This is a genomic window from Streptomyces sp. NBC_00306 (genome assembly GCF_036169555.1).
Classification (GTDB): domain Bacteria; phylum Actinomycetota; class Actinomycetes; order Streptomycetales; family Streptomycetaceae; genus Streptomyces; species Streptomyces achmelvichensis.
In genome coordinates this window covers 4158239-4172201 of the sequence record NZ_CP108032.1, presented here as the reverse complement: position 1 = coordinate 4172201, position 13963 = coordinate 4158239, and the positions used below count along the sequence as shown (strand labels likewise).

11 protein-coding genes are annotated in these 13963 nt (G+C 70.5%); 6 read left to right on the top strand and 5 right to left on the bottom strand.

Annotated features, from left to right (window positions below; all coding sequences use genetic code 11):
- Positions 1-5: 5 nt before the first annotated feature.
- Positions 6-1778, bottom strand: a complete 1773-nt coding sequence (gene aspS / locus OHA05_RS18600; protein WP_313945224.1) for an aspartate--tRNA ligase — start codon at positions 1776-1778, stop codon at positions 6-8.
- 195 nt (positions 1779-1973) lie between these two features.
- Between aspS and OHA05_RS18595 the strand changes: the two genes are divergently transcribed.
- A complete protein-coding gene (locus OHA05_RS18595; RefSeq protein ID WP_328861190.1) occupies positions 1974-4085 on the top strand; it encodes an ATP-binding SpoIIE family protein phosphatase in 2112 nt (703 codons plus the stop codon).
- Here the strand turns inward: OHA05_RS18595 and OHA05_RS18590 are convergent.
- From OHA05_RS18590 to OHA05_RS18580, 3 genes are all read right to left on the bottom strand, one after another.
- Complete coding sequence (locus OHA05_RS18590) at positions 4025-5104, bottom strand: AI-2E family transporter (RefSeq protein WP_328861189.1); 1080 nt, start codon at positions 5102-5104, stop codon at positions 4025-4027. The two genes, OHA05_RS18595 and OHA05_RS18590, sit on opposite strands and share 61 nt — an antisense overlap.
- Positions 5105-5263: 159 nt before the next feature.
- Positions 5264-6220, bottom strand: coding sequence for a pirin family protein (locus OHA05_RS18585; RefSeq protein ID WP_313945227.1), 957 nt, complete (start codon positions 6218-6220; stop codon positions 5264-5266).
- 108 nt (positions 6221-6328) lie between these two features.
- The gene (locus OHA05_RS18580; protein WP_313945228.1) at positions 6329-6787 is read right to left on the bottom strand and encodes an SseB family protein; all 459 of its coding nucleotides are present in this window, start codon (positions 6785-6787) and stop codon (positions 6329-6331) included.
- A 143-nt stretch (positions 6788-6930) separates the two neighbouring features.
- On the opposite strand from OHA05_RS18580, the gene OHA05_RS18575 reads away from it, so the two are divergent.
- From OHA05_RS18575 to OHA05_RS18565, 3 genes are all read left to right on the top strand, one after another.
- Positions 6931-8757, top strand: a complete 1827-nt coding sequence (locus OHA05_RS18575; protein ID WP_313945229.1) for an acyl-CoA dehydrogenase — start codon at positions 6931-6933, stop codon at positions 8755-8757.
- An 89-nt stretch (positions 8758-8846) separates the two neighbouring features.
- Positions 8847-10145, top strand: coding sequence for a M18 family aminopeptidase (locus tag OHA05_RS18570; protein ID WP_313945230.1), 1299 nt, complete (start codon positions 8847-8849; stop codon positions 10143-10145).
- Positions 10146-10219: 74 nt separating this feature from the next.
- The gene (locus OHA05_RS18565; RefSeq protein ID WP_313945231.1) at positions 10220-10591 is read left to right on the top strand and encodes a hypothetical protein; all 372 of its coding nucleotides are present in this window, start codon (positions 10220-10222) and stop codon (positions 10589-10591) included.
- Between the two features lie 171 nt (positions 10592-10762).
- On the opposite strand, the gene OHA05_RS18560 is transcribed toward OHA05_RS18565, so the two are convergent.
- Positions 10763-12574, bottom strand: coding sequence for an NHL domain-containing thioredoxin family protein (locus tag OHA05_RS18560; protein ID WP_313945232.1), 1812 nt, complete (start codon positions 12572-12574; stop codon positions 10763-10765).
- Between the two features lie 75 nt (positions 12575-12649).
- Here OHA05_RS18560 and OHA05_RS18555 point away from each other — a divergent pair, with 75 nt between their 5' ends.
- Positions 12650-13375: a hypothetical protein gene (locus OHA05_RS18555; protein ID WP_328861188.1), complete on the top strand. Its 726-nt coding sequence runs from the start codon at positions 12650-12652 to the stop codon at positions 13373-13375.
- Positions 13376-13456: 81 nt separating this feature from the next.
- The gene (locus tag OHA05_RS18550) at positions 13457-13951 is read left to right on the top strand and encodes an LURP-one-related/scramblase family protein (RefSeq protein ID WP_313945234.1); all 495 of its coding nucleotides are present in this window, start codon (positions 13457-13459) and stop codon (positions 13949-13951) included.
- Positions 13952-13963: the final 12 nt, after the last annotated feature.

Genomic DNA, 13963 nt, shown 5'->3' with positions numbered 1-13963 from the left:
TGCGACTACTCGCCGGGCTTGACGGCCGGCTTGCGGATCTGGAGGTGCAGTTCGCGCAGCCGCGACTCGTCCAGCTCGGTCGGCGCGCCCATCATCAGATCCTGGGCGTTGCCGTTGAGCGGGAAGGCGATCGTCTCGCGGATGTTGGGCTCGTCGGCCAGCAGCATCACGATGCGGTCGACACCCGGGGCGATACCGCCGTGCGGCGGGGCGCCGAGGCGGAAGGCCTTCAGCATGCCCTTGAACTCGTGCTCCACGGTCTCGCGGTCGTAACCGGCGATCTCGAAGGCCTTCAGCATGACCTCGGGCTCGTGGTTCCGGATGGCGCCCGAGGAGAGCTCGATGCCGTTGCAGACGATGTCGTACTGCCAGGCGAGGATGTCGAGCGGGTCCTTCTCCTCCAGGTCCTTCATGCCGCCCTGCGGCATCGAGAAGGGGTTGTGGGAGAAGTCGACCTTGCCGGTCTCCTCGTCCTTCTCGTACATCGGGAAGTCGACGATCCAGCAGAACCGGAAGACGTTCTCCTCGAAGTGGCCGGCGCGCTTGGCGGCCTCGACGCGGACCGCGCCCATGATCTTGGAGACCTCGTCGAAGTCGCCGGCGCCGAAGAAGACGGCGTGGCCGGCCTCCAGGCCGAGGCGCTCGGTGAGGACCTTGACGTCGTCCTCGGTGAGGAACTTGGCGATCGGGCCGGACAGCGAGCCGTCCTCGCCCACGCGGACCCAGGCGAGGCCCTTGGCGCCGTGCTCGACCGCGTACTCGCCGAGGCCGTCGAAGAACTTCCGCGACTGGCCGGCCACGTCCGGCACCGGCAGGGCGCGCACGTGCTTGCCGGCGAAGGCCTTGAAGTCGGAGCCCGCGAAGACGTCGGTGATGTCGACCAGTTCGAGCTGCGCGCGCAGGTCGGGCTTGTCGTTGCCGTACTTGAGCATCGACTCGCGGAACGGGATGCGCGGGAACGGCGAGGTGACGTGCCGGCCGCCGCCGAACTCCTCGAAGAGCTCGGTCATCAGCTTCTCGATCGGCTGGAAGACGTCCTCCTGCTCGACGAAGCTCATCTCCAGGTCGAGCTGGTAGAACTCGCCGGGCGAGCGGTCGGCGCGGGCGTCCTCGTCGCGGAAGCAGGGCGCGATCTGGAAGTAGCGGTCGAAGCCGGAGACCATCAGCAGCTGCTTGAACTGCTGCGGCGCCTGCGGCAGCGCGTAGAACCGGCCGGGGTGCAGCCGGGAGGGCACCACGAAGTCCCGTGCGCCCTCGGGGGAGGTCGCGGTCAGGATCGGGGTCGCCATCTCGTTGAAGCCGAGGGCCACCATCTTCTGGCGGATCGAGGCGATGACGGCGGAGCGCAGCATGATGTTGCGGTGCATGCGCTCGCGGCGCAGGTCGAGGAAGCGGTACTCCAGGCGCCGCTCCTCGTTGACACCGTCGTCGGCGTTGATCGTGAACGGGATCTGCTGGGCCGCGCCCAGCACCTCGACCTCGGAGACCTCGATCTCGACCTCACCGGTCGGCAGGTCGGGGTTGACGTTGTCGGCACCGCGCGCGGAGACCTTGCCGTCGACACGGACGACGGTCTCCTTGGTCAGCTTCGACAGCGCCTCGTTGGCCGGGGTGCCGGGGCGGGCCACGAGCTGCGTGATGCCGTAGTGGTCGCGCAGATCGATGAAGAGGATGCCACCCAGGTCTCGGCGATTGTGCAGCCAGCCGCTCAGCCGGACGTCGGTACCGACGTCAGAGGCGCGGAGCTCGCCGCAGGTGTGGGACCTGTACCGATGCATCGTCGTTCATCCAGTCTTAGCGATTCGGGGGTGGCCGGGCCCGTCAAGGTTACCGCCCGGCCCCCCTTCGCCTCATTGGCATATACATGCCCCGCTTGGCCGCTCCTCGGACCGCCCTGCCGCCGTAGATCATCGGCCGTCCGGCCCCCGCCCCCCGGGACGTCATCGGACCGAAGATCGGAATAAAGTGAGGCAATGCGCACCGAGGACGTCCTGGCCGCGATCGCGACCGGCCTGTGGCGGTGGGACAACGCATCCGGGACCGTCACCCTCGACGCGGGGGCCGCCCGGCTGCTCGAGCTGCCCGCCGAGTCCGGTACGTACCCCGAGGGCACCGTGCGCTCCCGGTTCCACCCCGTCGACTGGAACGAGATCAACGGCGTCGTCAGCCTCGCCATCGCCGAGGGGACGCTCGCCGAGGGCCGGCTGCGGATCGTCGACGAGGCCGGCCGGGTGCTCCGTACCGTCCGCAGCCGCTCCAGACCCATCGCCCAGGAGGGCGGCTACCTGCTGATCGGCATGCTCCAGGAGGTCGCGGAGCCGACGGAGGGCACCGCGGCGCAGACCGCCATCACCGGTGACTGGCGGCGCTCCCGCGAGGCGTTCCTGCTGGACGCGGGCCGCGCCCTGGCCGAGGCCCGCTCCACCGCGGAGGTCCTGCGGGTCGCCGCCTCCCTCTCGATGCCGGGATTCTCGCCGGACGGGCTCGCGGTCTTCGGTGTCACGGGGGACCGGCTCACGATCATCGGCCACCACGGGCACCAGGCGGACGACGACCACCCCTTCCTCGACATGTCGGTGGACACGGACTATCCGGCCGCCGAAGTGGTGCGCACCGGCCGGGCCGCGTATCTGCCCACCCCTGCGGAGTACCGCCGCCGTTACCCCACCACCTGGCCGCTCGCCGAGCGCTTCGGCCGCCAGTCCTGGGCCTTCCTGCCGCTGATCGTCGCCGGGCGCACGATCGGCGCCTGGATGGCGGCGTTCAAGCACCGGGTGGCCTTCACCCCCGACGAGCGGTCCGTGCTCACCACCGTCGCCCGCATGCTGGCGCAGGCGCTCGCCCGCGCGGGTGTCGCCGACTCGGAGCGCGAGCTGTCGCTGGGCCTCCAGCGCTCGATGATGCCGGTGCTCGGGCCCGCGATCCCCGGGATGTCGGTGGCCGCCCGGTACGTGCCCACCGGCGGCGGCCTCCAGGTCGGCGGCGACTGGTACGACATGATCCCCCTGCCGTCGGGCCGGATGGCGCTGGTGATCGGCGACGTCCAGGGCCACGACGTGCGCGCCGCGGGGCTGATGGGCCAGCTGCGGATCGCGCTGCGCGCCTACGCCTCCGAGGGGCACCGGCCGGACGCGGTGCTCTCCCGGGCCTCCCGCTTTCTGCACGGCATCACGGACACCTACGACGAGGAGGACCACTCCAGCCCGCGGTTCGCCACCTGCCTCTATCTGGAGGCCGATCCGTCGACCGGCCGCATCGAGATCGCCCGCGCCGGCCACCCGGAACCGGCCGTCAGGATGGCCGACGGCACGGTGCTGATGCGGCCCACCGACGGCGGGCTGCCGCTGGGCATCGATCCGGACACCTACTACCCGACGACCAGCTTCACGCTGCAGGCCGGCGAGACGATGATGATCTGCACCGACGGGCTCATCGAGACGGGCGGGCACGATCTGGACACCGGGTGGGCCCGGCTGCGCACGGTCCTGGAGAGCGACGGGTCCGGGTCGCTGGAGGAGCTCGCCGACCAGCTGGTCCAGGCGGTGCACGGCCCCGGCTCCCACTACACCACCGGCCCGCTCGCCGACCGGCGCGAGGACGACATCGCCGTCCTGCTGATCTCCCGCGACGGATCGCCCGACCGCGAGGCGGCGCGGCGCACCGCGATGAGCGTGGCCCAGGCGGAGCCCGAACGGATCGCGGTGGCCCGCAGGCAGTTGCGGGAGATGCTGCACGACTGGGCGGACGCGGAGCAGGTCGACTCCGCGGTGCTGATGGTCTCGGAGATGGTGACCAATGTGCTCGTCCACACGGACGGGAACGCCCTGCTGCTCGCGGAGGTCGTCGGCCGGGACAGCACCCGCCGGCTGCGGGTGGAGGTCACCGACTCCAGCGACGAACTCCCGCACAAGCGCCGCCCCGGCGAACTGGCCTCCTCCGGGCGGGGCCTGCTGTTGATGGAGATGCTCGCGGACGCGTGGGGGGTGGACCCGCGGGGCGAGGGGAAGTCGATCTGGTTCGAGCTCTACGAGTCCCCGGCGTCCGGCGAGGTGCCGCCCGCCGGGCCGGAGCCCGACGCCGCGTAGCGGGTGCGCAGCTCGCCGATCACCCCGAACACGGCGGCCGTGACAGGCACGGCGAGCAGCATCCCGAGAATGCCGGCGACGCCCGCTCCGGCGGTGATCGCCAGCATGACGACGGCCGGGTGCATCTGCACCGTACGGCTCTGGATCACGGGCTGGAGCACATGGCCCTCCAGCACCTGGACGGCCAGCACCACCCCGAGCACCCACAGCGCGATCACGAAACCGCGGTCGGCGAGCGCCACGAGCACGGCGACCGTGCCGGAGAGGAAGGCCCCGAGGTACGGGATGTAGGCCCCGACGAAGACGAGGGCGCCGAGGCCCATCGCTCCCGGCACCCGCAGGATCAGCAGTCCGACGGTGATGCACAGCGCGTCGATCAGCGCGATGAACGTGGTGCCCCGCATGAAGCCCGCGACGGCCTCGAAGGCCCGCCGCCCCATGGCCTCGGCGGCGTCTCCGCTCGATCCGGGCACCAGGGAGCGCACCAGTCCGACGGCCTTGTGGGAGTCCCGCAGAAAGAAGAAGATCAGCAGCAGGGCGAGGACGGCGGTGGCGATCAGTTCGGCCACCACGCTCAGTCCGCTGATGACGCCGGACGCGGCGGTGCTGCCGAACTTCCCCAGCAGCTCCCGGGCGTTGGCGGCGAGATCGTCGAGCGATGTCCCGGCGGCCCCCAGAAGGCCCGCCAGGTCCCTGGCCGCCTGCCGCACCGAGGCCACGATCTGGTCGCCGGTCTCGATCAGCGCGCTGACGACGATGTACCCGGCGCCGCCGACGACGGCGACCACGGCGGCACACGTCAGCCCGGCGGCCAGCGAACGGTGCATCTTCATCCGGATGAGCCGCCGGTGCAGCGGCCCCAGCAGGGCCGTTCCGAGCAGGGCGAGCAGGACCGGGGTGACGGCGGCCTGGAAGGTGCTGATCAGCCAGATGAGGACCGCGCCGACCCCCGCCACGAGGAGCGCGACCACGCACCAGGCGGTGACGCGCCGCACGGGCTCGGGCAGAAGGGTCAGCACGCCCCCACCCGATCACAGCCGGACGGCCGCGTCCCGCCGTTCACCGCCAGGCGGGTGACACCCCATCAGGTGGCAGTCGCCGGGAGGCGGAACGGCCCGGACCCCGCCGGGCGGCGTGCGGGAAGCGCACGCCGCCCGGCGGGGTCCGGAGGATCGCCCTTACATCCCGTGGACGGCCGGGACGGTGCCGAGGCGGCCCTTCTGGAAGTCCTCGACGGCCTGCTGGAGTTCGGCCTGTGTGTTCATCACGAACGGTCCGTAGTGCGCCATGGGCTCCCGGATCGGACGGCCGCCCAGCAGCACGATCTCCAGGTCCGGAGCGTTCGAGTCCTGGGTCTCGTCCGCGCGCACCGTCAGCGAACCGCCGTCGCCGAAGACCGCGGTCTGCCCGGTGCGGACCGGCCTGCGGTCGGTGCCGACCGTGCCGCGTCCGGCCAGGACGTAGGCGAGGCCGTTGAACTCCTCGCGCCACGGCAGCGTGAGCTGCGCGCCGGGACGCACCGTCGCGTGGATCATCGTGATCGGCGTGTGCGTGATGCCGGGGCCCTCGTGACCGTCGAGCTCACCCGCGATGACGCGCAGCAGCGCACCGCCGTCGGGCGTGCTGAGCAGCTGGACCTGGCCGCCGCGGATGTCCTGGTAGCGGGGGTCCATCATCTTGTCGGCCGCGGGCAGGTTCACCCAGAGCTGGAGCCCGTGGAAGAGCCCGCCGGACATGACGAGCGACTCCGGCGGCGCCTCGATGTGCAGCAGGCCGGAGCCCGCGGTCATCCACTGGGTGTCGCCGCCCTGGATGGTTCCGCCGCCGCCGTTGCTGTCCTGGTGGATGAACGTTCCGTCAATCAGGTAGGTGACGGTCTCGAAGCCGCGGTGCGGGTGCCAGGGCGTTCCCTTGGGCTCGCCCGGCGCGTACTCCACCTCGCCCATCTGGTCCATCATGATGAACGGGTCGAGGTAGCGGTAGTTGATCCCGGCGAACGCACGGCGCACCGGGAAACCCTCCCCCTCGAAGCCGCTGGGCGCGGTGGTCACCGCGAGGACGGGCCGCGGCACGGCGTCCGCGGGTGCGGACACGCGCGGCAGGGTGAGCGGGTTCTCGACAGTCACTGCAGGCATGGGAGGACCTCCTTGTGCGACCACTTTAGTTGAATGATGAACTTCCTGCCACCCGGAACGAGAAACGCCCGGGAGGTATTCCTCCCGGGCGCCGTGCGAGCGGCGTCGTCAGCCGTACATCCGCCGCATCGCGAAGTCGACCATCTGCTCGACGGCCTTCGCGTCGAAGACCATGCGGTGCTCACCCTCCATGTCGAGGACGAAGCCGTACCCCGTGGGCAGCAGGTCGATGACCTCGGCCCCGGTGATCACGAAGTACTTGGACTCCTTGCCCGCGTACCTGCGCAGCTCCTTGAGGGAGGTGAACATCGGAATGACCGGCTGCTGGGTGTTGTGCAGCGCCAGGAACCCCGGATTGTCGCCCCGCGGGCAGTAGACCTTGGAGGTCGCGAAGATCTGCTGGAAGTCCTCCGCGGACAGAGAAGCCGTGGTGAAGGCCCGTACGGCGTCGGCGAGGGACGGCGGCGACGGCTCGGGATACAGCGGCTGCCCGTGCGGCTGTCCCCCATATGGCTGCTGGGGGGCGTACTGCTGCTGAGCGCCCGGGTTCTGGTCATAGCCGTACATGCCCGCAAGAGTAACGAGTCACAGTTCACCCAAGAGGGGTTGCATCTTATTACCGACGGGTAGCATCATCGTAGCTACTTACTGGTACGTGGACGAGAAGTCCGCCGTCCGACCCTTCTCCCGATCCTTACGGAGCCGTCGCCATGGGGCACTACAAGTCGAATCTCCGCGACATCGAGTTCAACCTCTTCGAGGTCCTCGGGCGCGACAAGCTGTACGGCACGGGTCCGTTCGCGGAGATGGACGTCGACACCGCCAAGAGCATCCTGGAGGAGGTCGCCCGGCTCGCCGAGAACGAGCTGGCGGAGTCCTTCGCGGACGCCGACCGCAACCCCCCGGTTTTCGACCCCGAGACCAACACCGCGCCCGTACCGGCGTCCTTCAAGAAGAGCTACCAGGCCTTCATGGACTCCGAGTACTGGCGCCTCGGCCTGCCCGAGGAGATCGGCGGCACCACCGCGCCGCGCTCCCTGATCTGGTCGTACGCGGAGCTGCTGCTGGGCTCCAACCCGGCCATATGGATGTACTCCTCGGGCCCGGCCTTCGCCGGCATCCTCTTCACCGAGGGCAACGAGGCGCAGAAGAAGGTCGCCGAGATCGCCGTCGAGAAGCGCTGGGGATCCACCATGGTCCTCACCGAGCCGGACGCCGGCTCGGACGTGGGCGCCGGCCGCACCAAGGCCGTCGAGCAGGAGGACGGCTCCTGGCACATCGAGGGCGTGAAGCGCTTCATCACCTCCGGTGAGCACGACATGGAGGAGAACATCCTCCACTACGTGCTGGCCCGCCCCGAGGGCGCCGGACCGGGCACCAAGGGCCTGTCCCTCTTCCTGGTCCCGAAGTTCCACTTCGACTGGGAGACCGGCGAGCTGGGCGAGCGCAACGGCGTGTACGCCACGAACGTCGAGCACAAGATGGGCCTCAAGGCGTCCAACACGTGCGAGATCACGTTCGGCGACCAGCACCCCGCCAAGGGCTGGCTGATCGGCGACAAGCACGACGGCATCCGCCAGATGTTCATGATCATCGAGTTCGCCCGGATGATGGTCGGCACGAAGGCCATCGCCACCCTCTCCACCGGCTACCTGAACGCGCTGGAGTACGCCAAGGAGCGCGTCCAGGGCCAGGACCTGGTGAACTTCGCGGACAAGACCGCGCCCAAGGTCACCATCACGCACCACCCCGACGTGCGCCGCTCGCTGATGACGCAGAAGGCGTACGCCGAGGGCATGCGCGCCATGGTCCTCTACACGGCGTCCATCCAGGACGAGATCGCCGCCAAGGAGACCGCGGGCGAGGACACCGCCGCCCTCGTCGCCCTCAACGACCTGCTGCTGCCGATCGTCAAGGGCTACGGCTCCGAGAAGTCCTACGAGCAGCTCGCCCAGTCGCTCCAGACCTTCGGCGGCTCCGGCTACCTCCAGGAGTACCCGGTCGAGCAGTACATCCGGGACGCCAAGATCGACACCCTCTACGAGGGCACCACCGCCATCCAGGGCCAGGACTACTTCTTCCGGAAGATCGTCCGCGACCAGGGCCAGGCGCTGAACGCCCTCTCCGAGGAGATCAAGAAGTTCCTCGCGGTCGGCACCGGCGGCGAGGAGCTGGCCCCGGCCCGCGACGCGCTCGCCAAGGCGGCGGTGGACCTCGAGGCGATCGTCGGCACCATGACGAACGACCTCATCGCCACCGGCGAGGACGTCAAGAACATCTACAAGGTCGGCCTCAACACCACGCGTCTGCTGATGGCCTCCGGCGACGTCGTCGTCGGCTACCTGCTGCTGCGCGGCGCGGCCGTCGCGGCCGAGAAGCTGGAGACCGCGTCGGCCAAGGACGTGGCGTTCTACCGCGGCAAGATCGCGGCCGCGAAGTTCTTCGCCGCCACCATCCTGCCGGGCGTCTCCGCCGAGCGCGCCCTCGCGGAAACCGTTGACCTCTCGCTGATGGACCTTGACGAGGCGTCCTTCTGACGGACCACGCTTCGTGCGGCCCGCTCCCTCCGGGGGGCGGGCCGCTTTCCTCTTTCCGCCCGCCGCGGCGCCCTCGTTAAGGTGGCTCCATGAGCAGCAGCGCCCCCGCCCGCTTCGACCGCGGACACACCGACGACCTCATGTCCTTCCTGACGGCCTCGCCGACGCCGTACCACGCGGTGGCGACCGCGGCCGAACGGCTGGAGAAGGCCGGCTTCCGCCAGGTGCAGGAGACCGACGCCTGGGACGGGACCACCGGTGGCCGGTTCGTGCTCCGCGGCGGCGCGATCATCGCCTGGTTCGTGCCGGAGGGAGCGACCGCGCACACCCCCTTCCGGATCGTCGGCGCCCACACCGACTCCCCGAACCTGCGCGTCAAGCCGCTGCCCGACACCGGTGCGCACGGCTGGCGGCAGGTCGCCGTCGAGGTCTACGGCGGCCCGCTCCTCAACAGCTGGCTCGACCGCGACCTCGGGCTCGCCGGCCGGCTGAGCCTGCGCGACGGGTCCCACCGCCTGGTGAACATCGACCGGCCGCTGCTGCGCGTGCCCCAGCTGGCGATCCACCTCGACCGCTCCGTGCACACCGACGGCCTCAAGCTCGACAAGCAGCGCCACATGCAGCCGATCTGGGGCCTGGGCGACGCCCACGAGGGCGACCTCATCCACTTCCTCGAAGAGGAGGCCGGTCTCACCGAGGGCGACGTCACCGGCTGGGACCTCATGGTGCACTCCGTGGAGCGGCCCGCCTACCTCGGCCGCGACCGCGAACTGCTCGCCGGACCGCGCATGGACAACCTGCTGTCCGTGCACGCGGCCACCGCCGCACTCGCCGCCGTCTCCGCATCGTCCGACCTGCCGTACATCCCCGTACTCGCCGCCTTCGACCACGAGGAGAACGGCTCCCAGTCCGACACCGGCGCCGACGGCCCCCTGCTCGGCACGGTCCTGGAACGCTCGGTCTTCGCCCGCGGCGGCAGCTTCGAGGACAAGGCCCGGGCCTTCGCCGGCACCGTGTGCCTGTCCTCCGACACCGGCCACGCCGTGCACCCCAACTACGCGGAGCGCCACGACCCCACGCACCACCCGCGCGCCAACGGCGGCCCCATCCTCAAGGTCAACGTCAACCAGCGCTACGCCACCGACGGCAGCGGCCGCGCGGTGTTCGCCGCGGCCTGCGAGAAGGCCGGCGTGCCGTGGCAGACGTTCGTGTCGAACAACGCGATGCCGTGCGGCACCACGATCGGCCCCATCACGGCGGCCCGGCACGGCATCCAGACCGTCGACGTCGGTGTGGCGATCCTGTCCATGCACAGCGCGCGGGAACTGTGCGGCTCCGACGACCCCTATCTGCTCGCGAACGCGATCGCGTCGTTCCTGGAGGGCTGAACTCCCGCGCCCCGGCGGCGCGTTCGGCGACCACGAAACATCCGGGAAAGGCCCCGGACGGCACCGTGGTGCCCATGGTTCTGCTCGGTCATGACACGGTCGCCGTCCACCACACCGGCCCCTCGCGCCGCACGCTGCTGCTCGCGCTCGCCTCGGCGGCCGCCGTCCTCGCCACCGGTGCCTGGGTGCTCATCGACCGGCACCACGACCGGCCGCCGTGGGCCGAGGACGTGGCGTACGAATCCGGCTTCCTCCAGGGCAACCGCGTCCGGCAGTACGACCGCACCGGCCAGGAGGTGAAGGACCTCCTGGCCGGCGGGTGCGCACGGCTGCACGCCGAGGGCTGGGGCGGACGCAAGGCGTCGTACGACCCGGGCCTGTGGGTGGCTGGCTGCCTGGACGGCGCGGCCGGCCGACCGGCCTGGCGGCAGGGCCTGTTCCACTAGCCCCATCGCGGCTGGGCGCTGTCCGGAGCCAGTGCCTCGACCAGCAATGTCTGCCCGTCAAGCACTGGGGGTTCCCCACGCCCGCAGGGCGTAGGGGGAGCGTCCGGTGCGTGCGGTCGCAAGACGGCTTGTGGCCAGCGCGGCGTGGGCGCACCTCCCGTACACGAAGGGCTACTGGCGGCCCTCGTCCATCCCCGCCAGGACCAGCGGCAGCCGGGCCGCCCCGTCCGCCGTCACCTTCACCGGGACGCCCCAGTCCTGCTGATGCACATGGCAGGCCGGGTACTCGTTCTCCGGATCGTCGTCGCAGGACGCCGCCATCGCCGAGATGTGCAGCACGCCCTCGCCCACCGCCGGATCGATGTCCAGCTCCCGCGACAGATCGGTCCCGGCGCCCTCGCCGGCCACCAGCAGCTCGGGCGGCGTCGAGGAGACGAGCAGCCGGGTGGAGGGCCCGTAGCGGGTGTCGAGCTTCTGGCCGGCCGGGGCCTGGAAGACCACGTCCAGTCGGAGCGTGCCACCGGCGACCTCGGTCGCCGCACGCTGTGTCCGGTGCGCGACGGCCTCGACCCGTACCGCCTCGTCCGGCAGCCGCAGCCGGGTCAGCCGGTGCCGGGCCGACTCCACCACGACGATGTCGTCACCGACGAGAACGGCCCCTGAGGGCTCCCGCAGATCCGTGGCCAGCGTGCTGACCTCGCCGCTCACCGGGTCGTAGCGGCGCAGCGCGTGGTTGTACGTGTCGCTCACGGCAACCGACCCGTCCGGCAGGGCGGTGACCCCCAACGGGTGCTGGAGGAGGGCCTGGTCCGCCGGCCCGTCCCGGTGCCCGAAGTCGAACAGTCCCGTGCCGACCGCCGTGTGCACCTCGAGATCCGGGTCGATCCAGCGCAGGGCGGACGTCTCCGAGTCGGCGATCCACAGCCGCTCCTCGGTGGCGGCGAGCCCCGACGGCTGCGCGAACCAGGCCTCGGCGGCGGGTCCGTCGACGAGCCCTTCGTTGGTGGTGCCGGCCGCGGCCTCGACGGTCCCGGTCTCCGGGTCGTACGTCCACAGCTGGTGGACGCCCGCCATGGCGATCCACAGCTTCCCGCCCCACCAGGCCACGTCCCACGGCGAGGACAGCGCCACATCGAGCGCGGGACCGCTGGTGGGCGACCCCTGCCACCACTGCCGGCCGGTCCCGGCGAGCGTCTCGAACGCGCCGGTCTCCGGGTCGTACGCACGGATGGTGTGGTTCACGGTGTCGGCTACGGCGACCCGCCCGTCGGGCAGCAGCGCGAGCCCCTGCGGCTCGTTGAGGATCCCGTCCCCGATCCGCCGTACGACGTTCTCCCCGTCGGGCTCCAGCTCGACGAGCTGATCGCGGGTGGAGTCGGAGACGAGGAGGTTCCCGGACGGCAGCAGCACGGCCTTGCCGGGGAAGCGCAGATCGGTGGCGACGGGCTCGGGCGCCACATAGGGCCCGTCCCCGCGCCGCAGCGTCCCCTTGGCCTCGTGCTCGGCCTCCAGCTCCTCGACGAGCCTGGCGATGGCGTGCGCATGCCCCTCACCGGCGTGCTGCGCGACGACGTATCCCTCGGGGTCGATCACGACGAGGGTGGGCCAGGCGCGGACGGCGTACTGCTTCCAGGTGGCGAGCTCGGGATCGTCCAGGACGGGGTGGTGCACCTGGTACCGCTCGACGGCGTCGACGACGGCCTGGTGCTCGGCCTCGTGCACGAACTTGGGCGAGTGGACGCCGATGATCACGACGGTGTCGCGGTGCTTCTCCTCGAGATCGCGGAGTTCGTCGAGGACGTGAAGGCAGTTGATGCAGCAAAATGTCCAAAAGTCCACAACAACGCACTTACCTCGCAGGTCTGCGAGGGTGAGCTCTTTGCCTCCGGTGTTGAGCCAGCCGCCCTTGCCGACCAGTTCAGGGGCACGGACGCGGGCACGCTTGCGGGGCGCGGGGGTGGGCGCCGGGGCGGCATCGTTCATGGTTCAAGCTTGCCACCTGGGTGTGAATGCCGGATTGCAGGCCCACGACAGGGCCTACGACAGGGGGAGAGACGATTGTCTGCGGACGGGAACGAGACGGCTGCCGGTGACGCGGCGACGACGCACGGGTTCATGGCACTGCCCGGGAGGACGGAGGACGGCCGGGAGGTCTTCGCCAGGAGTCTGGTGGACGTCGTCCGGATCCTCGGTCTCGATGCCGGTCTCCTTGCGGAGCCGGAACCGGAGCCGGGCGGCCGGCGGACATGGGTGCAGCACATCAGGACCGCGTTGCGCAGCGCCTGCCTCCGCGGCCTGACCCTCTCCGAGGAGTCGTTCGACACGCTGGTCAGGGCGGCCGTCCACGATCCCGATCCGAGCTTCAACCGCCAGTTCGTCGAGCCGGCCCTCAACGCATTCGGTCAGCGACGGGTCCAATCCGCGCTGCTGGCCTATCTGAAGGCGGGCACGGACCACGAACGGGCCGGCGCCGCGCGTGCCTGGTACTGGTCGGCCCTGCCCCCGCGGATGCCCCGCGTACGGGCCCAGAACCCCGGAGCGATCGGGAAGCCGGAGCCCGCCGACCGCGCGGGCGTGGTGGCCGAGTGGAACGAGACCGCTCTGCGCGAGTTCGTGAGCAACGAGCACGTGGACGTCCGGCGCTGCATCCTGCCGGGTCTGTCACTGCGGAAGTCCGCCTATCCCGCGGAGTTCCACAGCCTGGTGGACGCGGCGGTGGCCATAGCCCGGTCCCATCCGGACGACTACATCCGCCACCGAGTGGAACACCAGGTCGGCGACTGACGCGACGGGCACGGGCGCCCGAACGCGTGCACGTGCGCCCGGACCCCCATCCACCGTCGCCGCCGGGGGTACGCATTCCGCATGAAATATCTCGTGCGCGACAAAATCTTCGCGATCGGCGACGACTACTGGATCGAGGACGAGCAGGGCCGTCACGCCTTCCTCGTCGACGGCAAGGCGCTGCGTCTCCGGGACACCCTGGAGCTCAAGGACCCGAACGGCACGATCCTGGTCACGCTCCGCAAGAAGCTGATCAGCCTGCGGGACACCATGACCATCGAGCGCGACGACAGCACCCTCGCCACCATCCGCAGGAAGCGGCTGTCGCTGCTGCGCAATCACTACCGCGTCACCCTCGCCGAGGGCACCGAGCTCGATGTCAGCGGGCGCATCCTCGACCGGGAGTTCGTCGTCGAGTACGAGGGTGAGCTGCTCGCGCACATCTCGCGGCAGTGGTTCCACGTGCGGGAGACGTACGCCGTCAACGTGGTCCGGGAGGACGCGGACGCCGCGCTGATGATCGCCGTGGCCGTGTGTGTGATCCGGATGGCGGAGAAGGAGCGCGAGGAGGACTGAGCGACCGTGCCC